Annotated in this window: 20 protein-coding genes; 10 read left to right on the top strand and 10 right to left on the bottom strand. The window is 60.5% G+C overall.

Annotation, left to right across the window (positions count from 1 at the left end; translation table 11 throughout):
- Positions 1–56 precede the first annotated feature (56 nt).
- Complete coding sequence (locus MUY21_RS07500; RefSeq protein WP_248409703.1) at positions 57–1,847, bottom strand: Tad domain-containing protein; 1,791 nt, start codon at positions 1,845–1,847, stop codon at positions 57–59.
- Positions 1,848–2,172: 325 nt separating this feature from the next.
- Between MUY21_RS07500 and MUY21_RS07495 the strand changes: the two genes are divergently transcribed.
- A complete protein-coding gene (locus tag MUY21_RS07495) occupies positions 2,173–3,603 on the top strand; it encodes a Glu/Leu/Phe/Val dehydrogenase (protein WP_248410034.1) in 1,431 nt (476 codons plus the stop codon).
- Positions 3,604–3,676: 73 nt separating this feature from the next.
- On the opposite strand, the gene MUY21_RS07490 is transcribed toward MUY21_RS07495, so the two are convergent.
- Together MUY21_RS07490 and MUY21_RS07485 are read right to left on the bottom strand one after the other, a co-directional pair.
- On the bottom strand, positions 3,677–5,065 hold the full coding sequence (locus tag MUY21_RS07490; protein WP_248409702.1) for an N-acetylmuramoyl-L-alanine amidase: 1,389 nt from the start codon (positions 5,063–5,065) through the stop codon (positions 3,677–3,679).
- A 90-nt stretch (positions 5,066–5,155) separates the two neighbouring features.
- The gene (locus MUY21_RS07485; protein ID WP_248409701.1) at positions 5,156–5,914 is read right to left on the bottom strand and encodes a DsbA family protein; all 759 of its coding nucleotides are present in this window, start codon (positions 5,912–5,914) and stop codon (positions 5,156–5,158) included.
- Positions 5,915–6,145: 231 nt separating this feature from the next.
- Here MUY21_RS07485 and MUY21_RS07480 point away from each other — a divergent pair, with 231 nt between their 5' ends.
- Both MUY21_RS07480 and MUY21_RS07475 read left to right on the top strand, forming a co-directional pair.
- Positions 6,146–7,300 (top strand): aminotransferase class I/II-fold pyridoxal phosphate-dependent enzyme, encoded by a 1,155-nt coding sequence (locus MUY21_RS07480; protein ID WP_248409700.1) that lies wholly within the window; start codon positions 6,146–6,148, stop codon positions 7,298–7,300.
- 317 nt (positions 7,301–7,617) lie between these two features.
- Positions 7,618–9,873, top strand: a complete 2,256-nt coding sequence (locus MUY21_RS07475; RefSeq protein WP_248409699.1) for a Hint domain-containing protein — start codon at positions 7,618–7,620, stop codon at positions 9,871–9,873.
- 471 nt (positions 9,874–10,344) lie between these two features.
- On the opposite strand, the gene MUY21_RS07470 is transcribed toward MUY21_RS07475, so the two are convergent.
- The 4 genes from MUY21_RS07470 to MUY21_RS07455 all read right to left on the bottom strand — a co-directional run bounded on the left by MUY21_RS07470 (position 10,345) and on the right by MUY21_RS07455 (position 14,304).
- The gene (locus MUY21_RS07470; RefSeq protein ID WP_248409698.1) at positions 10,345–10,797 is read right to left on the bottom strand and encodes a cytochrome c; all 453 of its coding nucleotides are present in this window, start codon (positions 10,795–10,797) and stop codon (positions 10,345–10,347) included.
- Between the two features lie 71 nt (positions 10,798–10,868).
- The gene (locus tag MUY21_RS07465; RefSeq protein WP_248409697.1) at positions 10,869–11,654 is read right to left on the bottom strand and encodes a gamma-glutamyl-gamma-aminobutyrate hydrolase family protein; all 786 of its coding nucleotides are present in this window, start codon (positions 11,652–11,654) and stop codon (positions 10,869–10,871) included.
- 76 nt (positions 11,655–11,730) lie between these two features.
- On the bottom strand, positions 11,731–12,159 hold the full coding sequence (locus MUY21_RS07460; RefSeq protein ID WP_248409696.1) for a heme-binding protein: 429 nt from the start codon (positions 12,157–12,159) through the stop codon (positions 11,731–11,733).
- A 21-nt stretch (positions 12,160–12,180) separates the two neighbouring features.
- A complete protein-coding gene (locus MUY21_RS07455; RefSeq protein ID WP_248409695.1) occupies positions 12,181–14,304 on the bottom strand; it encodes a malate synthase G in 2,124 nt (707 codons plus the stop codon).
- A gap of 190 nt (positions 14,305–14,494) precedes the next feature.
- Here MUY21_RS07455 and pepN point away from each other — a divergent pair, with 190 nt between their 5' ends.
- A complete protein-coding gene (gene pepN / locus MUY21_RS07450) occupies positions 14,495–17,047 on the top strand; it encodes an aminopeptidase N (RefSeq protein ID WP_248409694.1) in 2,553 nt (850 codons plus the stop codon).
- 79 nt (positions 17,048–17,126) lie between these two features.
- Here the strand turns inward: pepN and MUY21_RS07445 are convergent, their stop codons facing one another.
- On the bottom strand, positions 17,127–17,723 hold the full coding sequence (locus MUY21_RS07445; RefSeq protein ID WP_248409693.1) for a transglycosylase: 597 nt from the start codon (positions 17,721–17,723) through the stop codon (positions 17,127–17,129).
- Between the two features lie 339 nt (positions 17,724–18,062).
- Between MUY21_RS07445 and gatB the strand changes: the two genes are divergently transcribed.
- A complete protein-coding gene (gatB, locus tag MUY21_RS07440) occupies positions 18,063–19,577 on the top strand; it encodes an Asp-tRNA(Asn)/Glu-tRNA(Gln) amidotransferase subunit GatB (RefSeq protein WP_248409692.1) in 1,515 nt (504 codons plus the stop codon).
- A 104-nt stretch (positions 19,578–19,681) separates the two neighbouring features.
- On the opposite strand, the gene MUY21_RS07435 is transcribed toward gatB, so the two are convergent.
- Positions 19,682–20,413, bottom strand: a complete 732-nt coding sequence (locus MUY21_RS07435) for a porin (protein ID WP_248409691.1) — start codon at positions 20,411–20,413, stop codon at positions 19,682–19,684.
- A 365-nt stretch (positions 20,414–20,778) separates the two neighbouring features.
- Between MUY21_RS07435 and MUY21_RS07430 the strand changes: the two genes are divergently transcribed.
- Entirely contained in the window at positions 20,779–21,192 is a 414-nt protein-coding gene (locus tag MUY21_RS07430; protein ID WP_248410032.1) for a DUF4177 domain-containing protein, read from the top strand.
- Between the two features lie 6 nt (positions 21,193–21,198).
- Here the strand turns inward: MUY21_RS07430 and MUY21_RS07425 are convergent, their stop codons facing one another.
- On the bottom strand, positions 21,199–21,456 hold the full coding sequence (locus MUY21_RS07425) for a BolA family protein (RefSeq protein ID WP_248409690.1): 258 nt from the start codon (positions 21,454–21,456) through the stop codon (positions 21,199–21,201).
- 74 nt (positions 21,457–21,530) lie between these two features.
- Here MUY21_RS07425 and MUY21_RS07420 point away from each other — a divergent pair, with 74 nt between their 5' ends.
- The 4 genes from MUY21_RS07420 to cobT all read left to right on the top strand — a co-directional run bounded on the left by MUY21_RS07420 (position 21,531) and on the right by cobT (position 25,671).
- Positions 21,531–22,157, top strand: a complete 627-nt coding sequence (locus MUY21_RS07420; RefSeq protein WP_248409689.1) for a J domain-containing protein — start codon at positions 21,531–21,533, stop codon at positions 22,155–22,157.
- A gap of 236 nt (positions 22,158–22,393) precedes the next feature.
- On the top strand, positions 22,394–23,380 hold the full coding sequence (gene cobS / locus MUY21_RS07415) for a cobaltochelatase subunit CobS (protein ID WP_248409688.1): 987 nt from the start codon (positions 22,394–22,396) through the stop codon (positions 23,378–23,380).
- Positions 23,373–23,792, top strand: a complete 420-nt coding sequence (locus MUY21_RS07410) for a hypothetical protein (RefSeq protein ID WP_248409687.1) — start codon at positions 23,373–23,375, stop codon at positions 23,790–23,792. The genes cobS and MUY21_RS07410 overlap by 8 nt, the downstream gene beginning before the upstream one ends.
- A gap of 4 nt (positions 23,793–23,796) precedes the next feature.
- Positions 23,797–25,671: a cobaltochelatase subunit CobT gene (gene cobT, locus MUY21_RS07405; protein ID WP_248409686.1), complete on the top strand. Its 1,875-nt coding sequence runs from the start codon at positions 23,797–23,799 to the stop codon at positions 25,669–25,671.
- Positions 25,672–25,697: the final 26 nt, after the last annotated feature.

Genomic DNA, 25,697 nt, shown 5'->3' with positions numbered 1-25,697 from the left:
TCCTGTTTCCAGATTGCCTGCCCCGTGGGCGTTTCTGTGACCTGTGCCCATACTCATCAGTTGATCAGCCGCAACTTGTTGATATCTGCGGCGATTTTCGAAAACACCTTGCCGATATCCAAGGCGCTGACCTTGTAATGCAGAAGCTCGGGCTTGCCGCTTTCGCCAACCTTGGTGGACGCGCATTTCTGCATCGCATCTGTCGCCGTGTCTGGGGTTTCCATCTCGATCGTATAGATGGTGATGCCCGCATTCTTGGCCGCCGTGCACTGATCCAGCAGGCGCTGGTCGATGTCGCGTGTGCCATTGCCGTCCGAATCATTGCTGTTCGAGATCAGGCGACCGGGCGCGTTCTTGTTTGCCGGCAACAGCCAATCAAATCGCTCGACGAAGCCCCACGTGTAGTTCTCTTTCCAAAGTTCCTGCCAGGTCAGTTGGCTGGTATAGCTATCAAATTCTGACCGTGTGGGTGTGCAGTAATCTCTGCCATGTTTGTTGGACCAGAAGCAATCACTGCGACCGTTCTTGCCATACGGGTGTTCTTCCCAACGAGTTTCGCCTGTGGCCGGCAGGAACCACATATACTTGTTTGTATCAGCCTTATAGACCGACATGATGTCCCAGTTTTCATGGGTGTTCAGCCAGAAGGGTGACGGCCCGGTCCGGTATCCATCAAACAGATGGTGGTGATTGGTGTTCTGACCATCCGTCATCAGCACCAGGAACTTCGACGAAGATGTGGTGGCCGGATTGAACGGGCGACCCGCGAAGGCTGCATCAACTTTACCATCGTCGATCAGTGCCGACACAACGGGTTGCGCCTTGTGATGCAGAAGCGCCGAACCCCATTTCAAACCGATGTCGATCGCGGTGTCGCCTTCGGCGCCCAAGGCATTGATCTTCGCTTCCATCTGGGTCGGCGAATCTTCAAAGGGCACAACTTCGCGCCAGTTGTCCGTGTGACAGGACAGGAGGGAATTGGGGGTGCTTCGTTTGTAGTTGCCGCCATAGCGATAGTACTTGGCCGCCTGGCGCAACGGGACGTCCGGATCGACATAGGCGGACCGGAAGGTCGCATCGGGATAGAAGGTCGCGCAATAGGCATCGGTCTGGGCATCCTGCCGGGTGAACTTCGACAGCAAAGTCTGCCCGACATTCACCTGTGTCGAATACGGGATCAGCGACAGGGATGTCTTCTTGTGCGTGATCGTGCAATTGGTCGATGTCGTTCCGTCATTCGGATTGCACAACAACAGGTTGGAAAACTCCTTCGCGGCCTTGCGCAGCTCGTAAATCTTGGAATTGCCCGTGGTCGAGGTTCTGTCCATCGACCCGGACACGTCCACCACCAGCGAAATCTCGGTCAGCGCGTTCACCTTGGCCGCCGCGCCTGCTGCGGGCGCGCTCAGGTAACTGACGCCGGTCGACGGCAGGAAGGGGAACGGATTGTCCAGAAGGGGTGTGCGCACATCCATCCTGGCGTAGCCCGACACCAACGTGCCGTCCGACTTCACCGTCACCACAACGTCTTCGGGCTTGATGAACCCATCAAGGCCCGCGCGCTTGAAGTAATCCATCACCACGCTTTTGCGGTCGTTTTCCTGATCCGGGTGGGCCGCAGCCAGAAGCGCGCGGTCCAGCGTGGCCTGCAAACGGGTGCGCTGCATTTCATATCGCATCAGGTCAATCGACAGGCCTGATACGATCAGCAGGGTCATGAACAGGAACAACGTCAGGATGAACATCGCCCCGTCTTCCTCGCGGGCGAAAGTGTTGAGCCGACCCCGTCGCAACAGGCCCGCCACACTGGATTTGAAACCGCCCAAGCAGTCGTTCCGGCGCTTCATGTCGATCTCCCTTCCCATGCCCCCGCACGGTACCAATACACACGTACTAACTTTTTTAACCTTTCGATAATAATTCGAAAGCTATGGCAAAACTAAGGCAATTTCTTTACGAAAGCGAGTAAACTCGCCCAAATACGCCTTATTGTCCGCAGCTTAAAAACAGAAAGCCGCCTGAGCACGGTTTTGCATTGGATGTCGAACCAATGGCACGGTAATCCGGGGTGGCATTGGGGCCGATTAGGCCTAACCTGTTCAAAGAAATGTCGCTGAATATTGATTCTGCGGCGGTGCAGCAAAGTACGCAGGGGTATGAAAAATGGCTGATATGGCTAACATCAAAGAGCCGAGTTTCCGCGATTCCGTGAACCTGATGTTCGACCGTGCGGTCGCACTCATGGATATTCCCACAGGTTTGAAAGAGAAAATCCGCGTCTGCAACTCGACCTATACCGTTCGGTTTGGCGTGCGGCTCAGGGGTGAAATCCGCACCTTTACCGGCTATCGCTCGGTCCATTCCGAACATATGGAGCCGGTCAAGGGCGGCATCCGCTATGCCTCGGCGGTGAACCAGGACGAGGTCGAGGCGCTGGCCGCCCTGATGACATTCAAATGCGCGCTGGTGGAAACGCCGTTTGGTGGGTCCAAGGGCGGGCTGTGCATCGAACCCCGCGACTATGAAGAACACGAACTGGAGCTGATCACCCGCCGCTTTGCCTATGAACTGGCCAAGCGCGACCTGATCAACCCGTCGCAGAACGTCCCTGCCCCCGACATGGGCACCGGCGAACGCGAAATGGCGTGGATCGCCGACCAATATGCCCGGATGAACACGACCGACATCAACGCGCGCGCCTGTGTCACCGGCAAGCCCACACATGCGGGCGGCATTGCCGGCCGGGTCGAGGCCACGGGGCGCGGCGTGCAGTATGCCCTGCGCGAGTTCTTCCGCCATCCCGAAGACGTGAAGATCGCCAATCTTGAGGGAAAACTGGACGGCAAGCGGATCGTGGTGCAGGGTTTGGGCAATGTGGGCTACCACGCGGCCAAGTTCCTTTCGGAAGAGGACGGGGCCAAGATCACGGGCATCATCGAACGGGACGGCGCCCTTGTGAACGAAGACGGCCTGGACGTCGAGGCGGTGCACCAATGGATTGTGCAGCACGGCTGTGTCAAGGGATTTGGCGACGCCAAGTATCTTGAGGACGGCGCGAAGGTGCTGGAATCTGACTGCGACATTCTGATCCCCGCCGCGCTGGAAGGGGTGATCAACCTGACCAACGCCGACCGCATCCAGGCTCCGTTGATCATCGAGGCCGCAAACGGCCCGCTGACCTCGGGTGCGGACGAGATTCTGCGCAAGAAGGGCACGGTGATCATTCCCGACCTTTATGCCAACGCAGGCGGTGTAACGGTCAGTTACTTTGAATGGGTCAAGAACCTGAGCCATATCCGCTTTGGCCGGATGCAGCGCCGCCAGGAAGAGGCACGCCACCAACTTGTGGTGGACGAACTGGAACGGCTGGACCGCTATCTGGGCGATGCCTGGTCGATGACGCCGCAGTTCAAGGAAAAATACCTGCGCGGCGCGGATGAGCTGGAACTGGTCCGTTCGGGTCTGGATGACACGATGCGCACCGCCTATCAGGACATGCGCGAGGTCTGGCATGCCCGCGATGATGTGGATGATCTGCGGATGGCGGCCTATATCGTGGCGATCAAGCGCGTGGCGGCAAGCTACCGCGCCAAGGGTCTCTGACCCCGGCGACCCCCGGCTGCCGCCTTTGCGGACTGCATCAAGGCGGCAGCGTAACCTGCTGACGATATTTGATTTACCGGCGCAGGTGGTCGCTTTTCGCCGCATCCTGCAAGGCCCAGTATTGCAGGGCATCACGTATGCCCTCGGCCGCCTGCCTGCGCCAGTTTTCATCCTGTAACAGCTTGCGGTCGCGGGGCGAGGACAGGAATCCCAGTTCGATCAGAGCGGACGGAATATCGGGCGCTTTCAACACCGAAAACCCCGCCTTCATGCGCGGGCTTTTATAGGTCGACCGGGTTGCCGAATGGATCCCTTCCACCAGAGCGTCGGCCAGGGCTTCGGAACGTGGCGTGGTCTCGGTGCGCGCCAGATCCATCAGGACCAATGCCACCTCGTCCGACTGGCGGGTCAGATCGACACCGGCCAGAATGTCCTCCCGGTCATGCCGTTCGGCCAGGGATTGCGAGGCGGCATCGGTGGCCGCGTCCGACAGGGTATAGACGGTCGCCCCGGTAGCCCGCCCCTGTGCCAGCGCATCCGCGTGCAGCGACAGGAACACGTCGGCCCCGGCCCGGCGGGCAATGGTCACACGTTCCTCCAGCGGGACGAAGATGTCGCTGTCACGGGTCAAGACAACCTTGAACCCGCCCGACCGCAACAGCGTCTCCTTCAACTGCCGGGCAAAGGTCAACATCAGATCGGCCTCGACCACGCCTTCACGCTCGGCGCCGGGGTCAATGCCGCCATGGCCGGGGTCCAGCACCACCACAAGGTCGCCGAACCCGGTCTGGCGCGTCTTGGGCGATGGCATCGGGCGCGGCGTGACGGGGGTGAACACGGCGCTGTCCGGCGCACCGGTGGTGGCGGCGAACTCTTCCGGTGACGATTGCGCCAGATCCAGGGAGAGAACGGCTGTCCCGCCTTCGCCATCGGGGCTGGTCATCCAGGCGTTTTCCACCATCATCGGGGCGGACAGGGTCAAGACAAGTCGCGTCCAGCCGGGACGAAACAGCCCCGCGCGCAGATCCGCCACGCGCTCAGACATGTCGCGCAGGGCACTGGTATCAAGCCCGGACCAGTCCAGTTCGGAAAAATCCAAAACGACACGCTGTGGGTCGTCCAGCGTAAAGACACGCCACGGCACGGCGCGTGTCATCTCGATCGTGACCGCCGCGCCACGCCAACGGTCGGTGATCGTGACCCCTGCCCCGGCCAGTCGGGCCAGTCCTGTCAGCTTCTGTGCCATGTGCTTTGGCCGTGGCGGGGTTGCCGGGGGCACCGCTGTCGGATCGTTTGGCGCGGCACTATCCGCCGCCATATGCGGTCGCGGCTCGGGCTGCACAGATGTTGCAGGGGCGGAACTGTCCTGCCCCAGCGCGACACTGGTCATGCCAGTCACCAGCGCGAAATATCCTGCAGCCAGCAGGACTGCCCCCGCCCTGCCCGTCGTCCATATTGTCATGTTCCAGCAACCCTGCCCGTGCTTTCCTTTGGCCGGAGCCTATCAAGCTCCGCCCGGAAGGTCAGCCCAAATTGAGCAGGCAATGCGCGCTTAGCTGTCTTTGCGTTTCTCGGCGATGATCTGTTCCATCTGCTCCAGCGGCATGTAGCCGCGCGCCATCGTATCGTGCATCACGAAGGCCGGGGTGCCGGTGATCTGCAACCGCTGCCCCAGCGCCCGGTTATCGGCCAGAATCCTGTCCACTTCGGGCGCGTTCATCCCGTCGGCAATCGCCTGTCCGTCCAGCCCAAGCTCATCCCCCAACGCGATCAGGCTTTCCGTCGTGACCGGCCCGCGCAGAGTGATCAGGGCATCATGCAGCTTGGCATAGGCATCTTCGCCCGCCAGCAACTGGCCCGAAATCGCGAACCGGGCCGACAACATGCTGGCCTCGCTGAGGATTGGAAACTCTTTCAGGATCAGGCGCACGCCGGTATCCTTTTCCAGAAGCTCCTGCACCACATCATAGGATTTGCGACAGTATCCGCACTGGTAATCCACGAACTCGACGATGGTAATGTCACCATCTGGGTTGCCCGCCACGTGGGAAAACCCGTCGTTGAACAGCGCATCGGCATTGACCTTCACAAGGTCGGCATCCATTGCGTCCTGTGCCTCGGCCTGGCGCTGCTCCAACACGCCGATGGCTTCCATCAGCACCTCGGGGTTGTCCAGCAGATAGGCGCGAATCTCGTCACGAAAGGCGTTGCGTTCGTCATCCGTCATGCTGGTCAGATCAAGCGCGGTGCCCGGCAGGGCCATTGCGAAGGTCAGCGCAGAGGTCAGGGCCAGGGGCCTTAGGAAATTCATGTCGTTCGTCCGTTCCTGTTTTGGCGCACAGTTCGATGCGCAACTACTCTAGCAGCCGGGTGTGCCCCGTAACTGCACAATCCCGCGATCACCCCGCATTTACGCGATTGGCGCGACGCTGCCAACCAGTCGTCTGCCTGTGGGCGCTGCGACATAATCCGCAGGCGGGCAGCATTGACTTTACCCCGCATGGAAGGCACCCAGACGGGCGCACAGCAAAAGGATGTTGCCATGAAAAGCTCGACCCGCGGCATTGTCGATCCATTTATCGTCATGGATGTGATGGAGGCCGCCCGCGCCGCCGAAGCGTCGGGCCGTGACATCATCCACATGGAGGTGGGTCAGCCGTCGACCCCGGCCCCGACGAAATCCCGCGAGGCACTGGCGGATGCGATGAATGGCGAGCCGTTGGGCTATACCGTCTCACTGGGCCTTCCGGCACTTCGGGAAGGCATCGCAAGACTTTATAAAGACTGGTATAATCTGGAAATCGACCCCACCCGCGTGGTGGTCACTCCGGGCAGTTCCGGGGCCTTCATCCTGGCCTTCACCGCGCTGTTTGACGCGGGCGACAAGGTGGGGCTGGGCGAGCCGGGATATCCGTCCTATCGGCAAATCCTGAAAGCCCTGAACCTGACCCCCGTGGGCATTCCCACCCGCGCGGAAAACCGCCTGCAACCCATCCCGTCCGAGATCCCCGGCGATCTGGCCGGGCTGATCACCGCCTCGCCCGCCAACCCGTCGGGTACGATGCTGGATCACGCAGCCCTTGAAGGGCTGATCGGCACCTGCCACGCGCAGGGCACCAGTTTCATCGCCGACGAGATCTATCACGGTTTGCAATACGAAGGGCGCGCGATCTCGGCGCTTGAAGTCTCCGACGACATTTACGTGATCAACAGCTTTTCCAAGTATTTTTCGATGACTGGTTGGCGGGTGGGCTGGATGATCGTGCCCGAAGACCACGTGCGCCTGATCGAACGGCTGGCCCAGAACATGTTCATCTGCCCCTCGCATGCCAGCCAGATCGCCGCCCTCGCCGCGCTGGATGCGCGTGACGAGCTGGACGCGAACCTGGCCACCTATGCCACCAACCGCCAGTTGATGATCGAGGAGTTGCCCAAGATCGGGTTCGACAAGATCGCGCCTCCCGACGGGGCGTTCTATATCTATGCCGATGTTCGCGACCTGACCGAAGACAGCCCTGCGCTGGCCGCTGAAATCCTCGACAAGGCAGGCGTCGCGGTGACCCCCGGTCTGGATTTCGATCCGGTGCGCGGGCATCAGACGCTGCGCTTTTCCTATGCCCGGTCAACGGGCGAGATTCGCGAAGGTTTGGCGCGTCTGGCGAAGTTCATGCAGCAGTATCCCAACCAGACCCTCTGAACAGCACCACGCCGCGAATCTGGACGTGGAAAACGCACCACAAAACGCAGAGCCGCTCTTACCAATATTCGATTTTCTTCGATTGGTTGACAATCACCCCGCTGAAGAGCGTTTAACGCGCAGGCTCCCCACAAATAGCGATGTGACAATCGCCAAAGTTCTGTTTTTGGGATGATTTCGACTTTTTTCGGTCACGTTTTTCTGCGATTAAGCCATTGTTCAGCACGCAGCTCTAATCTTTGGAGCCTCTGAGAAGCGAATTGCAAGACCGTCCAGTTGATTGGACATGTAGCTAGTATGTAAGAAAGCCGTTTTCTATGCCGACCCATTCCGTGAAATTCTATGACCTCAACCCGTCCGGCGTCATTCCGACGGGAACGGGATCGACATTTACCTGGACAGGCCCCACCACCGCGGCCGGGATGGCCACGATCACCGACAACGAGCCCGGAATTCAGGGCCAGACGCTGGACGATGACAGCAGCGGCGGCGAAAGCGCCTTCGGCACAGCCACCATCGGCGGCGACACCTCGACCGGCGTCAACATGGATGCCGAACTGGCCTGGACAGTGCGTGACACTGTGACGGGGCAGGAATTTGAGGTTGTCCAGTTGCAGGTCGAAGGCGGCGATGCCAGCGGGTATTACACCCTGTCGGAAACGCCGTTCATTGCCGGGCGCAGCTATGAGATCGTTGATTATGACAGCAACCCGAATGTCAATGCGGGCGATCCTGTCTTTACCTATTCCGAACAGGTCGACGGCATCCTGACCGGCACCAGCGGTGATGATGTCATCGACAACAGCTTCGTCGACGAGGATGGCGAGGTTGTTGATGGTAACGACAGCATCAGCACGGGCGGCAATGACGACATCATCTATGGGTATGAAGGCAACGATACCATCGCCGCGGGCGCGGCCAACGACACTGTCTATGGTGGTGATGGGAACGATACGATTGATGGCGGTGCTGGCGACGATGTCATCTATGGTGACAACGATCCTGCAGAAGCCCCGTCAGAAGTCCTGGACTGGAGCGCACAAGGCGGTGATGGCACCAATCTGAGTGGCGGTTTCACCCAGAACACCGGCGAGATGGATGTCTCGGTCAGCTTCTCAAGCGATGGCACCAACGCCCCCGTTTATCGGGTCGAGACAAGCGACACCACCTATGCCGCCACGGGTGAGGATTTCGACCGCAACTCCAGCCTCTATCTTTACGGCAATGGCGACGGCACGACATCAACCACAACGATTGATTTCGCGGCGGCCGCGGGCAGTTCGTCGCTGGATGATGTCGCAAATGTCTCATTCCGTATCAATGACGTGGATTGGGGGTCCGGCAACCACCGTGATGTGGTCACGGTCAACGCGATCGACGCCAACGGAAATCCCGTCAGCGTTACGCTGACACCGGGCGGCGGCGACACGGTGTCCGGCAATACCGTCACCGCAAACAATGTCGGTGAAAGCCAGAATGATCTTGGCGGATCAGTTCTGATCGAGATCGCAGGCCCGGTCAGCGAGATCGAGATCATATATGCCAACGCACTGTCCGGCACGCAGGCGATCTGGGTCTCGGATGTGCATTTCGACACAATCCCAAATCCCGGCCTTGATGGCGATGACACGATCGACGGTGGCGACGGGGCAGATACGATCTATGGCCAGGGCGGCGATGATACGCTGGCCGGTGGATTGGGGGCCGATACGCTGGATGGCGGTGCGGGCAGCGATACGCTGAACGTGGCGGCGGGTGACACCGCATCAGGCGGCGCCGGGTCAGACACATTCAACCTGGATGCGGCAACCGCACTGGACGGATCGGGGCCGACGATCACCATCGACGGTGGCGAAGATGATGATGATGGAGACACCGACACGCTTTATCTGAACCACCTTGTCGACGATTGGGACGATGTGGTGTTCGATCCGGGCAATTCGGAAAACGGCACCGCGACCCTGTCCGATGGCACGGTGCTGACCTTCACGAATATCGAAAGCGTCATCATCTGCTTTACCACAGACACCATGATCCTGACCGATCGCGGGGAACGCCCCATCCAGGATTTGCGCCCCGGCGATATGGTCGTGACCCGCGACAACGGGGTGCAACCGATCCGCTGGATGGGTCAGAAAACCGTATCCGGCACCGGCCCCCTGGCCCCGATCCGGATCGCGCCCGGCGGGTTCGGCAATGACAGGCCGCTTCTGGTCTCGCCGCAGCACCGCATGGTTTTCGCCGGTTACGAGGCAAGCCTGCTGTTTGCCGAACGCGAAGTGATGGTGCCCGCCAAGCACCTGTTGGACGGTCGCGGCGCCGTGCTGGCCCCGATGGAACAGGTGACCTATTTCCACATGATGTTCGACCGCCACGAAGTCGTGTTCGCCAACAATGCCGCGACTGAAAGCTTCCATCCCGGTCACCAAGGCCTGGCGGCCATCGACGCCGCCGCGCGGGACGAGTTGTTTTCCCTGTTCCCCGAATTGCGCGCGGATCCGTGCCATTATGGCGACACGGCCCGCCCGGTCTTGCGCGCATTCGAAGCAAGCGCCCTGCCCTGCGTCGCGTAGGGGCACCCGCGCAAACCCTCAATCGCGCACCTTAAACTGAACCCGCCGCGCAAACTCAGGCACCGTCGCTCGCCACCTGTCACGAGGCTCGGCGGGTGCAAATTTGCTGTCGGTGAAAAACCTGGTGACAGATAGTCCGTAGGCAGGTGATCAGGGTGCCGATGCCGTGATATCCGGTTCAGCAGCGCAGGTATTGCGAACACGGATGCCTTACGCGAAACCATCATAGAGTCCGGTGGTATCGCGACGGGCGCTTTGGCGCTGGATGCGATCAAAAGCGCTCGTCGAAACGGCGCGGATCGCGGGAGGCCGTTTGCCGCGCGGCTTGGCGGACCGATTCCGTCGGATCCCGACACCACTGCCTGCAAGCTACAACCGTCGCGGATGCCCGAGGCACAGATGCCCCATCCTCCCGGCACCGAAACCTGATGTTTTGACTGTCACACGGCCCCGATCCGGGACGGGGCGGTGTCAGTTGATCCCGTTTTCCCGCTGCACCGCGCGGATGAAGTCGATCACGCTCGCCACCTCGGCCCGGGTGATCCCCTCGACCGGGGCCATGTCGCCGAATTTCCAATGATGGGCCCGCACGCCTTGTTCGGCCGCCATGTAAAAGGCGATGTCGGCATGATGTGACGGTTCATAAATCTTGTGGATCAGGGGGGGTCCCGCCCCGTCGACACCCCCTGCATTCGTGCCGTGGCAGGCGGCGCATTTGGCCACGAATACCGTCTGGCCGATCTGTTGTGCATTGGTCAGCGCCGGCATGTTCACCGGCACGAGTGGATCGCCCGGCGCGGCGGTGTCGCCTGCGCCCATTGCATTCTGATCTGGAGCGGCGGTCCGGGTCAGGGCCCAGCCTGCCACAACCGCGGCCAGAACCGCGATACCGGCATATGTCAGCTTTGGGTTGGATCGAATCATGTGATCTCCTTTTGTCCGGCCGCCACCGTGGGCGTTCCACCAACTGGAAGGTCAACAGCGAAAGGTCAGGCTCAGGCGACCGACGAGCGCATCGCGGGGTCAGCCCCTTTCTGCGCCGACCAGTCCCGCGCTGCATCGCCAAAGGCGCGGAACAGGATTTGCGAGACGGGATCCTGCGTGGCGTTGTATTCGGGGTGCCATTGCACCGACAAGGTAAATCCGGGGGCGTCCTGAATCACAATGGCTTCCGGTGTGCCATCATCAGCGTGACCTTCGATCACGATACGCGACCCGGCGGTCTTGATCCCCTGCCCGTGCAGGGTGTTGGTGCGCACGCAGGTGGCACCCAGCAACTGATGAAACACGCCGCCTTCGTGCAAATGCACGTCGTGGCGAATGGCGAATTTTTCCTCCAGCGTGCCATCGGGTGGCATCCGGTGGTTCATCCGCCCCGGCAGGTCACGGATTTCGGGATAAAGCGTGCCGCCCATGGCGACGTTGACCTCTTGAAAGCCGCGGCAGATGCCAAAGAAGGGCTGGCCCCGATCGACGCAGGCCCGGATCAGCGGCAAGGTGATGGCGTCGCGGCAGCGGTCAAATTCGCCATGCGCTTCGGTTTCGTCCTCGCCATATTCTGCGGGGTGAACATTGGGCCGCCCACCGGTGAACAGGAACCCGTCGCAGGTGTCCAGAAGCTCGTCTACCGTCACGAAGCGCGGGTCCGATGGCACGATCAGCGGCAGACAGCCCGCAACCTGCGAAATGGCTTCGGAATTCATGGTGCCGCCCGCATGGGTCGGATATTGGTCGTTGACCAGATAGCTGTTGCCAATGATGCCAATGATCGGTCGGGTCATACCTGCTCCGCGTGATCTGTTCAGGTGCGGAAAGATACTGTACCGCAGATGCCTGCACAACGGGTTTGGCGCGTGATTACCCTTCCGGCACCAGCCCTGCGGCTTTGATGCCCGCCTCGCCCGCGGCCAGATCGTTTTCGGAGGTGTCACCCGACACGCCCACGCCGCCCACGATGTCACCTTCGGCGTTGCGCACGATGAACCCGCCAGGCACGGGGACCAGCTTGCCGCCATAGGCCACATTGGCCGCCGCGATGAAATAGGCCTGCGCCTCGGCGCGGTCGCGCTGCGCGGTGCCGCCAATGCCCAGCATGACCGAACCATAGGCCTTGCCGCGCGCCAGATCGAACCGACCGGCGGGCGCCCCGTCAGAGCGTTCAAAGGCGATCAGATGCCCGCCCGCATCGACCACAGCGACCGATAGCGGTTTCATCTTGGCATTTTCGGCGTGGTTCAGGGTTTCGCGCACGATAACCCGCGCGGCCTCCAGTGAAATCCTGTTCATGTGTCTCCTCCCGTTATTGGCCTATGCCGCGCATTGGGCCTTTTTGGCAAGCCTGTGCGCGTGCAGCAGGGGTTCAGTATACCCCGAAGGCTGTGCACGGCCATCAAATACCAGCGCGCAGGCGGCTTTGAAGGCTTCGCCGTCAAAACCGGGGGCCATCGGCTCATAGGCCGGGTCGTCCGCATTCTGGCTGTCGACCTTCCGGGCCATGGCGCGCATGGCGTCCATCACCTCGTCTTCCGACACGATGCCGTGATGCAGCCAGTTTGCCAGCGCCTGGCTGGAAATCCGGCAGGTCGCGCGATCTTCCATCAGACCCACATCGTGAATATCCGGCACTTTCGAACAGCCGACACCGGCATCCACCCAGCGCACCACATAGCCAAGAATGCCTTGGGCGTTGTTTTCCACCTCGTCGCGGATTTCTGCGTCCGACCAGTTCACGCCTTGCGCCACCGGAATGGTCAACAGGTCATCCAGTTTCGCGCGCGGGCCCTGGGCGGCGATCTCGTCCTGCCGGGCCAGCACATCGACGCGGTGATAATGGGTCGCGTGCAGGGTTGCCGCCGTGGGGCTTGGCACCCAGGCGGTGTTGGCACCCGCTTCGGGATGGGCGATCTTTTGGGCCAGCATGTCGGCCATGCGATCCGGGATCGCCCACATGCCCTTGCCGATCTGGGCACGTCCGCGCAGCCCGCAGGCCAGCCCGATATCGACGTTGCGATCCTCATAGGCGCTGATCCAGGCGGTGTCTTTCATGTCACCCTTGCGCACCATCGGCCCCGCTTCCATCGAGGTGTGAATCTCGTCCCCCGTGCGGTCAAGGAAGCCTGTGTTGATGAAGGCCACGCGATGTTTGGCCGCGCGGATACATTCCTTGAGGTTCGCGCTGGTGCGCCGTTCCTCATCCATGATGCCCAGCTTGACGGTATATTGCGGCAGGCCCAACATCGCCTCGACGCGGGTGAAAATCTCATCGGCGAAGGCGACCTCTTCCGGGCCGTGCATCTTGGGTTTCACGACATAGATCGACCCTTTGTGCGTATTGCCATCCGCTCGGTCCAGGTCGCGCATTCCGATCAGGGTGGTGATAACCGCGTCCATGATGCCTTCCGGCACCTCATTGCCGTCGCGATCCAGAATGGCGGGGTTGGTCATCACGTGGCCCACATTTCGCACCAGCATCAGAACCCGGCCCTTGTGGGTCATGGGCGTGCCATCAGGCGCGGTATAGTGAATGTCATCTGCCAGCTTGCGGGTGAAGCTCTTGCCGCCTTTGGTGACTTCTTCGGTCAGGGAACGGTCCATCAGGCCCAGCCAGTTGGAATAGGCCAGCACCTTGTCTTCGGCATCCACCGCGGCCACGCTGTCTTCGCAATCCATGATCGCCGACATCGCGCTTTCCAGGCGGATATCCGAAATGCCGGCGCGGTCCTGCTTTCCGACCGGCGTGTTCGCGTCCAGACGCAGTTCGATCATCAAGCCGTGGTTTTTCAGGTATATCCGCCCCTCGGCATGACCTGCGAATTGAGCGGGATCGGCCAGCGCAGGTGTCAGAGCACCAGCATTGACCGAAATGCCCTGCACATCGGCCCAACTCCCATCAGCCAGCGGCACCGCCTGATCCAGAAAGTCGCGCCCCCAGGCAATCACGCGGGCGCCGTGTTCGGGGTCATACCCCCCCGGCTTGGGCGATGCCCCCAGAGCGTCGGTGCCATAAAGCGCGTCATACAGGCTGCCCCAGCGGGCATTGGCCGCGTTCAGGGCAAAGCGCGCGTTCATGATCGGCACCACCAGTTGCGGGCCGGGGATCTCGGCAATCTCGGGGTCCACATTGGCGGTTTCAATCTGAAAATCGGGGCCTTCGGGGACAAGGTATCCGATGTCTTCAAGAAACGCGCGATAGGCTTCGGCGTCATGTGGCTGGCCTGCACGGGCCCTGTGCCAGTCGTCGACCTGCTGCTGAAGGTCGTCACGTTTTTTCAGAAGGGCGCGGTTCTTCGGACCAAGCTCGTGCACGATTTCGGCGAACCCGCGCCAGAAATCGTCGTATTTCAGCCCCGTCCCGGCCAAGGCGCGCGTTTCCAGAAAGCGCCCCAGCTCGCGATGCACGGACAATCCTTTGCGGTCGATATAATCGCTCATCCCCGGTTCCTTCAGTCGGCAGTCAAACAAGTTGCGGTACACTCTCGCATACCGCAGGGAATCACAAGTGGGATTTCCTGCCCCGACAGATAAGCAAAACTTAACCGTGAGCCAAGCATCGCTCGTGCCTTGCAGCCCCCGGACGGCGGGTCTAACCTGCCGACTTGCACGCGAGCCAAAAGGATTCACGATGACCGACACAACGCCCCAGCCCATTTACCTTGCCGACTACACGCCTCCCAATTGGCTGGTCGAGGACGTGTCCCTGACCTTCGTTCTGGATCCGACCGCGACGCGCGTGCGGTCGACCATCCGGTTTGCCCCCAACCCCGATGCCAGATCACGCGACTTTTTCCTGCATGGTGAGCATCTTAACCTGACCCACGCCGCCATTGACGGGGCCGAGATCACGCCCGAGATGGTCGACGGCGGGCTGACAGCAGAAGTGCCAGACACCGCTTTCACATGGGAGGCCGAGGTCGAGATCAGCCCCGAAACAAACACAGCATTGTCGGGTCTGTACATGTCGAACGGCATGTATTGCACCCAATGCGAGGCCGAGGGCTTCCGCCGCATCACCTTCTATCCCGACCGCCCCGACGTGATGGCCCCCTTCCGGGTGCGGATCGAAGGCGATATGCCGGTGCTTCTGTCCAACGGCAACCCCACCGGGTCCGGCGAAGGCTGGGCCGAATGGCACGACCCCTGGCCCAAACCTGCCTATCTGTTCGCGCTGGTGGCGGGCGAGTTGATCGCGCGCGAGGACAAGTTCACCACCATGTCCGGCAAAGAGGTGGATCTGAAATTGTGGGTGCGTCCCGGCGATGAAGGCAAGACCGCCTTCGGGATGGAGGCACTGAAAGCCTCGATGAAATGGGATGAAGAGGTGTATGGGCGCGAATACGATCTGGATATTTTCCAGATCGTCGCCGTGTCGGATTTCAACATGGGCGCGATGGAAAACAAGGGGTTGAACATCTTCAACACCTCCGCCGTGCTGGCCAGCCCCGAAACATCGACAGATGCCAATTTCGAGCGGATCGAGGCCATCATCGCGCATGAATATTTCCACAACTGGACCGGCAACCGGATCACCTGCCGCGACTGGTTCCAACTGTCGCTGAAAGAGGGTCTGACCGTGTTCCGCGATCAGCAGTTTTCAGGCGACATGCGGTCCAAGGCGGTGTGCCGGATCAACGATGTGATCGCGCTGCGCGGGCGCCAGTTCCGCGAGGATAACGGCCCGCTGGCCCATCAGGTGCAACCCGACAGCTTCGTCGAGATCAACAATTTCTATACCGCGACCATTTATGAAAAAGGCGCCGAACTGATCGGCATGATGAAAACGATGGTGGGGGAGGAGGAATACTACAAGGCGCTCGACCTGTATTTCACCCGCCATGATGGCGAAGCCGCGACCATTGAAGACTGGGTGCGGGTCTTTGAGGACAGCACAGGCCGCGATCTGACCCAGTTCCGGCGCTGGTACAAACAGGCGGGCACCCCGCGCCTGAAGGTGACAGATGACTTCAAGGACGGCACCTATACCCTTCATCTTGAACAGGAAACGCCGCCCACGCCGGGGCAGGACAAAAAACTGCCGCAGCATATTCCGGTGGCGGTCGGCCTGATCGGCCCCAACGGGGACGAGGTGGTGCCGACTCAGGTGCTGGAATTGACCGAGGCCCGGCAAAGTTTCACCTTCGACGGGTTGGGGGCCAAGCCCACGCCGTCGATCCTGCGCCACTTCTCGGCCCCTGTGATCCTGCAACGTGACAGCTCGCCCGCCGAACGCGCCTTTCTGTTGGCCCATGACACCGACCCATTCAATAAATGGGAGGCCGGGCGCGCGCTGGCCAAGGATGTGCTGATCGCCATGGTGACGGGCGAGGATGCCCCGCTGTCAGATTACCACGAGGCGCTGACGGTTATGCTGCGCGACGACAGCCTTGACCCGGCCTTCCGCGCGCTGGCGATGGGCCTGCCGGGCCAGGATGATCTGGCGCAGACCCTGTTTGACGCGGGCGTCACCCCGGACCCGCAGAAGATCCATCGCGCCAGTGAAACCCTGAAACAGGCAACGGCCGAGCATCTGCAAGACCTGTTGCCGCGCCTTTCGGCCGAGATGGAGGTGGACGCGCCCTATGAGCCCAACGCCGAACAGGCGGGCAAGCGGGCGCTGGGGCTGGAGCTTCTGAAACTGACCAACCGTCTGGATGGTGGCGCGGCGGCGCAGGCCCTTTATGAAAGCGCAGACAACATGACCCATCGGTTGGGTGCACTTGGCTGTCTGCTCGATGTCGATAAAGGCAGCAATGAACTGGCCGATTTCCGTACCCGCTTCGAAGGCGACGCGTTGGTCATGGACAAGTGGTTTGCCATGCAGGTCGCCCATACTGATCCTGAAAAAGCCGCCGACCTAGCCGACACGTTGACCAAGGATCCGGCGTTCAACTGGAAGAACCCGAACCGGTTCCGCGCCCTTTTCGGCGCTCTTTCGATGAATCAGGCAGGGTTCCATCATGCATCGGGCAAGGCCTATGCGCTGCTGGCGGATTGGTTGATCAAGCTCGACCCGGTCAATCCGCAGATCACGGCACGCATGACAACGGCGTTTGAAACCTGGCGACGCTATGACGCGGACCGGCAGGACATGATGACCGCGGCCCTGAAACGCATCGCCGCCACGGACGGGTTGAGCCGCGATAGCCAGGAAATGGTGGGCCGTATGCTGGGCGACTGAGCACCAGAAAAAACGGGCGGTGCCGTCTGGCCCGCCCGTTTTCTTTTCACTGTCCGTTTCGTTTTGCTGTGCGCGGGGTCTAGCTGACCGCGCAGTAATTCTGTTCTTTGATCCAGTTGCGCATGCCTTCGCGCTTGCGCTTGGAATGGAACGGGCCCCAGTCGGCGGCGACGCCGCGCATGCCCTTGGACACCACGTTGTCACGCGGCACAGTGACCGACATGATGCGGATGGCACAGCTAAGGTTCAGCTCGCCCTTTTTCAGGTCGGCCCCCGACCGCGCCTGGCAACCATAACCGCGCGCGGTGGCGGGCAGGATCTGCACCAAACCATACCATTTGCCACCGCCACCCACGGCGGTCTGGCGCCACGTGCTTTCGTAAAAGGACAAAGTGGACAGAAGGCCCGTCCAGAACGCATTTCGCCCCACCTTGTCCTGCGTCTTGTAGCCGGGGCACCAGGCGTCGATATCGTCGGGCACCGTCTCTGCCAGGATCGTCCCATGGGTTTCCAGCGCCTTCATCGTGGCATCTGTCCAGGCCGGGGCCTGCGGTTTTTCATCCCATTTCATCGTCAACATAGGCATGCGCACCCCACGCGTGCCGAAAATGTCGTTGGCCTGTGCGCTGGGGGCAAGCATCAACGCCGCCGCCAGGCCCAAAATCAGTCGTTTCATCGTCCCTCGCTCAGGTCCGGTTGCTGTCTTTCTTACGTCATCGCGGCGAAATAAGGGGCGCGGTTGCATTTAGCAACCTCACCAATGCGGCGGCGCAGCAATTGGCAGAGTCTTGCTGAAAATCATGTTTATAATGCCAATTTGTGCCCATGACGTTCTACCATTGCCAGAAAATCGCACAATTGCTGCGCCGCAGCGCAATCTGAGGGTGAGCAACGCGCGCCAGAACCCGTCGCGCGCCCCGAGCGGCCCGGTGCACCCTCGGCTGCCAGCACCTCTTGCCCCGCGCGCATGCCTGCCCTAGAAGGCCAGAAGATCACCAAACACGGGAACACACACATGCTGGATCATCTCGCCTATGAACCCCCTGCACCGAAAGTCATTGCGGGTGCCAAGGACGATTGGGAACTGGTCATCGGGATGGAGATCCACGCGCAGGTCAGCTCGAACGCCAAGCTGTTTTCCGGGGCGTCCACGAAATTCGGGGCGGAACCCAACGCGAACGTGTCCTTTGTCGACGCCGCGATGCCGGGCATGCTGCCGGTGATCAACGAATACTGCGTGGAACAGGCGGTGCGCACCGGGCTGGGCCTGAAGGCCGAGATCAACCTGTTTTCCGCATTCGACCGGAAGAACTATTTCTATCCGGACCTGCCGCAGGGCTATCAGATCAGCCAGCTCTATCACCCCATCGTGGGCGAAGGCGAAGTGATCGTGGACATGGCGCCGGGTGTGGCGCGCCGTGTGCGGATCGAACGCATTCACCTGGAGCAAGACGCGGGCAAATCGGTGCACGACATGGACCCGAATATGTCCTTTGTCGACCTGAACCGCACCGGTGTCGCGCTGATGGAGATCGTCAGCCGCCCCGACATTCGCGGCCCCGAAGAAGCCGCAGCCTATGTCACCAAGCTGCGCCAGATCCTGCGCTATCTGGGCACCTGCGACGGGAACATGCAAAACGGCAACCTGCGCGCGGATGTGAACGTGTCGGTCTGCCGTCCGGGCCAGTATGAGAAATACATGGAGACACAGGATTTCGGCCATCTGGGCACAAGGTGCGAAATCAAGAACATGAACTCGATGCGGTTCATTCAGGCGGCGATTGACTTTGAAGCCCGCCGCCAGATCGCCATTCTGGAGGACGGCGGAGAGATCACGCAGGAAACCCGGCTTTATGACCCCGACAAGAACGAAACGCGGTCGATGCGCTCGAAGGAAGAGGCGCATGATTACCGCTATTTCCCCTGCCCCGACCTGCTGCCGCTTGAGATTGAACAGGACTGGGTCGACGACATTGCGCGGTCGCTGCCCGAACTGCCGGACGAAAAGAAGGCGCGCTTCGTCAACGATTTCGGCTTGTCGGAATATGACGCGGGCGTGTTGACCGCCGGTGTGCGTAACGCCGCGTATTTTGAAGAGGTCGCCGACGGGCGTGATGGCAAGCTGGCCGCGAACTGGGTCATCAACGAGCTGTTCGGCCGTCTGAAAAAAGACGACAAGACCATTGCCGACAGCCCGGTCAGCCCCGCGCAACTGGGCGGCATCATCGAGCTGATCTCGAAGGGCGACATCTCTGGCAAGATCGCGAAGGATCTGTTTGAAATCGTCTATACCGAAGGCGGCGATCCAGCCAAGATCGTGGAAGATCGCGGCATGAAACAGGTCACTGACACCGGCGCCATCGAAGCTGCCGTGGACGAGGTCATTGCCGCCAACCCGGCCCAGGTCGAAAAAGCCAAAGAGAACCCGAAACTGGTCGGGTTCTTCGTGGGTCAGGTGATGAAAGCCACCGGCGGCAAGGCCAACCCGAAAGCTGTGAACGAGATCGTGACCGCGAAACTGGGGCTGTAGGCTCACCTTTCGGAGCTGACAAAAAGGGCGCCGCTCGGGCGCCCTTTCTTTTTACGACGTTGATCGTAGCGGCTCCGCGCTGGACCCGTTTTGAATCTCGTTTTTTACAGCCCCGGCAGCAGACGCGTCAGCCCACGTTCGCCGAAGGTGGCACCACGCTTGGCTCCGAAGGCGTATTCCACACCCAGCCCAAGATAGGTTGACGACAGGTTGGCGGTGACGCCGAACGCAGTGGCGCCAATCCCGGCGGATCCGACTTCACCATACAATGTCACGTTCTCAGCAGGCTCGTAATTCGCGCGGAATGCGGTGGAATAGATGTGAACATCGCCATCGAAGTCGACCCGATCATAGGCCGCGCCAACCGAGAAGTGGTCGTTCATCTGATAGGCGCCGGCAATCCCGAAGGCGGTGGCAGACACGCCACTTTCGTCGCCGAACCCGACATAGGCTTCAAGATCAAGCGCCCCGAAATCGCGGCCGACCTCGGCGCCATAGAAGTCGATCGAGGTGAGGCTGTTGCTTTCACGGCCATAGAACAGACCCGCCGAGGTCGTGTCATTGAAGTGATAGATCGCGTGAACAGCGCCCGAGGTCACGCCCTCGTTCACGAACCCGAATTCGTAATGCGAAAGGTCGAACTGCACGGAAAATGCGCGGTTGATACCAAGCTCCAACGAGCCTTCCACAGCCATGCGCGACAGGTCGCTGTCTTCGCTGAAGGCCGAATAACCAAGGGAAATGTCGCCACCGGTCAGTTCCATGGCGGCAGCCGGCATCGCACCCAGGGTGGCGGCGCAGACCGATGTGAAAAGGACCTTCTTTAGGTGTGTCATGCTCGTCTCATATCTCATATTCGTTGTCTCGCCCGGATCCCGTCACGCAGAAATCGGCGTGGCTGCGATCTGGTAACAGCCTGTTAACAAGTGTTAATCCCTTCTGACATGCCGATTTTCCATTTTGCGTGGAAATTATCCATTGGGATGGGTTTCGTGTTGTTTTTACAACGGCTTAATGTGGCTTCATGCGGCTTCGTGCAGGCTCATGTGGGTGGTGCCGTGATCGCGCGGACTGTGTCCGGTGTCAGGGCCATCCGGTCACAACCGCCGCTGCGCACAGAACCGCTTGGGCCGGGCGCGATGTCTGGTCATGCGCCACGCCACCTGTTAAGCGTCTGCACGACCACAATCCTGATCAGAGTATCCAGATGTTCGAATACGAAGCGATCCCCGCCCCGCGCAAGGGCAAAAAGGCCCGCGGGGTCAAGACCAGCGAAGACCGGTTCGCCCATGCGATGACCGAAGTGTTGAATGACATGGCCGCCGACGGGTGGGAATATCTGCGCGCCGACACGCTGCCTTGCGACGAGCGGTCGGGATTTACCGGACGCACCACGGTCTATCAGAACGTCCTGGTGTTCCGTCGCCCGCTGCTGACAGAAGCCGCCGTGGACACAGACACGGACGAGACAGAGGAAGCACCGGCTTACCGCGCACCCGCCGTCGCGGCGCCGGTGGATCCGGTCGACAGCCACGCGGCGCCGTCGCTGCCATCGGCGGACGCGGCCAATGCGGTAGGCGACCATGCCCCCGCTGTCACCCGTCAGGACAACTGAGCCGGGTCAGTCCGAGATATCCAGTGCCAGCGCGTGGATCTGCCCCACCAGCTCCGGCCCCAGCGCCGCGTGAACGGCCCGGTGGCGGGCCACGCGCGACATCTTGCCGAAAGCCGGCGCGCGGATCACCACGCGGAAATGACTTTGCCCACCTTCCTGATAACCCGCATGCCCCCGGTGCATTTCGCTTTCGTCAATAACTTCAAGATGTTGCGGCGCAAACGCGGTTTGCAACGCCTTGGTAATCTGATCGGCCCTGGTCATTTCCTGCCCTTTCCCTCTTCAATCGGCTCGAAAATGCAGTAAACTCTCGGGTCCGAGTCGAAAAGAGTATTCCCATGCCCAACAATGATCCATTTGGTTTTGACATCTCGGTCTCAGCGGCCAAGAAAAAGAACCCGCGCGGCAAGCGTGGGATGTCGGGGGCGTTCGAGACTTCGAAACGGGTATGCGAACATCCCGGCTGCGAAGAACAGGGGCAATATCGCGCGCCGCGGTCGCCGGATCATCTGGACGAGTTCAAGTGGTTCTGCAAAGACCATGTGCGGGAATACAACCTGAAATGGAACTTCTTTGAAGGCGCGCCCGAGGACGAGGTCCATGAGCAGTTCGAAAAGGATCGTGTGTGGGAGCGCGAGACAAAGCCTTTCGGATCAAAGGACGAACAACGGGCCTGGGCACGGCTGGGCGTGGATGACCCGCACCAGGTGCTGGGCGCCAACGCGACCCGCAACCCCGGCAAGTCGATCACCGGCACCCGCAAACTGCCGCCGACTGAACGGCGCGCGATCGAGATTCTGGACGCCAAGGATCACTGGACCAAGGCCGAGATCCGCAAGGCCTACAAGAAGCTGATCAAGGTCTTGCATCCGGACATGAATGGCGGCGACCGCAGCCAGGAAGAACAGTTGCAGGAGGTGGTCTGGGCCTGGGATCAGATCAAGGAAAGCCGCAGTTTCAAGTAAGCACCGCGGGACCGGGCTGCGGGGGAACAGGGGCCTTGCCCCTCTGCGCGTTGCGCATTCACCCCAGGATATTTTTGGCCAGAAGAAGCCGGCGGGAGGCTGTCGGACCAGTTCCGGATGTTTCTATGACCAGCCTGTCAATGCGTCATAAAACTCGCCCCCTTCCCCTTGAACCCGTCCCGTTGATCAGGCATCACACTCGGGTTGCGACGCGCGAGGCAGAAGGAACTACGCAGATGGCTGACGGCACACAGGATATGAATGCAAAACCCACCGAAGAAATCTCGGTCCGTGAGGTGTTCGGGATCGACAGCGACATGCATGTCAAGGCGTTTGCCGACCGCACCAGCCGCGTGCCGGAAATCGACACGACCTACAAGTTTGATCCCGACACGACGTTGGCGATCCTTGCAGGGTTTTCGCACAACCGTCGCGTGATGATCCAGGGCTATCACGGCACGGGGAAATCGACCCATATCGAACAGGTGGCCGCGCGTCTGAACTGGCCTGCGGTCCGGGTGAACCTTGACAGCCACATCAGCCGGATTGACCTGATCGGCAAGGATGCGATCAAGCTGAAAGACGGCAAGCAGGTGACCGAGTTTCAGGAAGGTATCCTGCCCTGGGCCTTGCGCAACCCGACCGCGATTGTGTTCGACGAATATGACGCGGGCCGCGCAGATGTGATGTTCGTCATCCAGCGCGTGCTGGAGCATGACGGCAAGCTGACCCTTCTGGATCAAAACGAGGTCATCACCCCCCACCCGTCTTTCCGCCTGTTTGCCACCGCGAACACCGTGGGTCTGGGCGACACGACCGGGCTGTATCACGGGGTGCAGCAGATCAACCAGGCGCAGATGGACCGCTGGTCGCTGGTCGCCACGTTGAACTATCTGTCGCATGATGCCGAGACCAACATCGTGCTGGCGAAGAACCCGTTCCTGAACACCGAGCATGGGCGCAAGACCGTCAGCCAGATGGTGACGGTGGCCGACCTGACCCGCACCGCGTTCATGAATGGCGATCTGTCCACGGTGATGAGCCCGCGCACGGTAATCAACTGGGCGCAGAACGCGCATATCTTCCGCTCGGTCGGGTATGCGTTCCGCCTGTCCTTCCTGAACAAATGTGACGAGCTGGAACGCCAGACCGTGGCCGAGTTCTATCAGCGTTGTTTTGACGAGGAATTGCCGGAGAGTGCTGTGAGCATGAGCCTTGGTTAAACTGGTTTGCGTAGCATTAGTTGTGGCTTTCGCCGCAGTTGGCTGCGAACCTGATCCCTATGCGGACGCAGCAAATAACAAGGAGTTTTTCCCAAAGGACGAAGGGGGAGATAAAACCGCAGCCATTCGATGTTCCCGCTTTTTCAAGATCTGGAGCGAATACGACAAGCAAGAACAAATTCCGCATGTGCAGGCATTAAAATACTCCAAGGCGTTTCAAGCTTTGTATATTAAAATGCGTCCTGAAGTTGCCGACATAGTGGAGGCGGAAATCTCAAGACCTGTACCTAGCGAGGTTATTGAAAGCTTCATATTAAATAAAACCTCCAGCTCTGTTCGATTTGAAGAATTTGTGGACGGATGCAAAAAATTAGCTGCGAGATACCCGTTGACACAGGATTTGGACTTTTGAAGTCATGAACAAACCATCCGACAACCCTGCTGATCCATTCAAGAAAGCGCTGGCTGAAGCGACGAAGACGCTTGCCGACGAGCCGGAGCTGTCGGTCAGCTTCACCGTGGACCCGTCTGGGGTGACGAAGGACGCGATGCGGCTGCCGCAGGTCACGCGGCGGATGACAAAGGACGAGGTGTTGCTGGCGCGGGGCACGGCGGATGCCTATGCGATGAAGCTGCGCTATCACAACGAAGCGACCCACGCGAAATATGCCCCTGCCAGCGGCATGGCGCGCGAGATTTACGAGGCGATGGAGACCGCCCGCTGCGAGGCGATGGGTGCACGCGACATGCCCGGCACGGCGGGCAATATCGACGCCAAAATCGAAAGCGACGCGATGCGGGCGGGTTTTGACCAACTCACCGCTGCTGCAGATGCTCCGCTTGCGACGGCGGCCGGATACCTCATGCGCCATTTGGCGACGGGGCGCGATATGCCCCCTGCTGCGGCCAATGTGATGAACCTGTGGCGCGACTTCATCGAAGGTCAGGCAGGCGATCATCTGGATGATCTGGGCGAAAAACTGGGCGACCAGACGGCGTTTGCCCGCTTTGCCCGCCAGATCATCGAAGATCTGGGCTATGGTGATCAACTCGGTGACGACCCGGACAGTGAGGATGACCAGGCCGAGGATGACGCCGAGCCGGACGAGGATCAGACCGAGGACGATCAGCAAAACGAACAATCGCAGGACGATGAAGAGGCCGAGGCCGACCCCGAACGGTCGCAGGACGAGCAGATGGACCAGTCCGAAGCGCAGGTGACGCTGGACGACATGGCCGAGGACGAGATGAGCGACGAGGCGGAAATGCCCGAGGCCGATGCCCCGCTTGAACCGCCCGCCCCGCCGCCCGCGTCGGAAGCGGATCCGGATTATCTGGTTTACAGCAACGAACATGACGAAGAGATCATGGCCGAGGATCTGGCGGAACCGGCTGAGTTGGAACGCCTGCGCGCCTATCTGGATCAGCAGTTGGAGCCGTTGAAAGGCGCGGTCAGCCGTCTGGCGAACAAGTTGCAACGGCGGCTTCAGGCGCAGCAGAACCGCTCGTGGTTATTTGATCTGGAGGAGGGCATTCTGGATGCGGGCCGTCTGGCGCGCGTCGTCGCCAACCCCACGACCCCCTTGTCGTTCAAGATGGAAAAGGACACCGAGTTCCGCGACACGGTGGTGACACTGCTTCTGGACAATTCCGGGTCGATGCGGGGCCGTCCGATTTCCATTGCGGCGATCTGTGCCGATGTTCTGGCGCGGACGCTGGAACGTTGCCAGGTGAAGGTCGAGGTGTTGGGCTTCACGACCCGCGCCTGGAAAGGCGGGCTGGCGCGCGAGAAGTGGCTGGCCGATGGACGTCCGCAGCAACCCGGCCGTCTAAACGATCTGCGCCACATCATCTACAAGAAGGCCGACGCGCCGATGCGGCGGACGCGCGACAATCTGGGCCTGATGATGAAAGAGGGGCTTCTGAAGGAAAATATCGACGGCGAGGCGCTGGAATGGGCGCATCGGCGGATCGCGGCCCGACCCGAGCAGCGCAAGATCCTGATGGTGATTTCTGACGGGGCGCCGGTGGACGATTCAACTTTGTCGGTTAACCCCGCGAATTATCTGGAAAAACACCTGCGCGACGTGATCGCCATGGTCGAAAAACGCAAGCAGGTCGAGCTGTTGGCGATCGGCATCGGCCATGATGTGACACGCTATTACGACCGCGCTGTGACGATCACCGATGTCGAACAACTGGCCGGTGCGATGACAGAACAACTGGCGTCTCTGTTTGACAGTGATCCCCGTGCGCGGGCGCGTCTTCTGGGCATAAAGAAGGTCAGCTGACCCCCTTCCCTCGGCCCACGTTTCAC

The organism is Aliiroseovarius sp. S2029, from assembly GCF_023195575.1.
In the GTDB taxonomy this organism is placed as follows: domain Bacteria; phylum Pseudomonadota; class Alphaproteobacteria; order Rhodobacterales; family Rhodobacteraceae; genus Aliiroseovarius; species Aliiroseovarius zhejiangensis.
The sequence above is the reverse complement of the archived record's forward strand: the minus strand, read 5'-3'. Positions and strand labels throughout refer to the sequence as shown.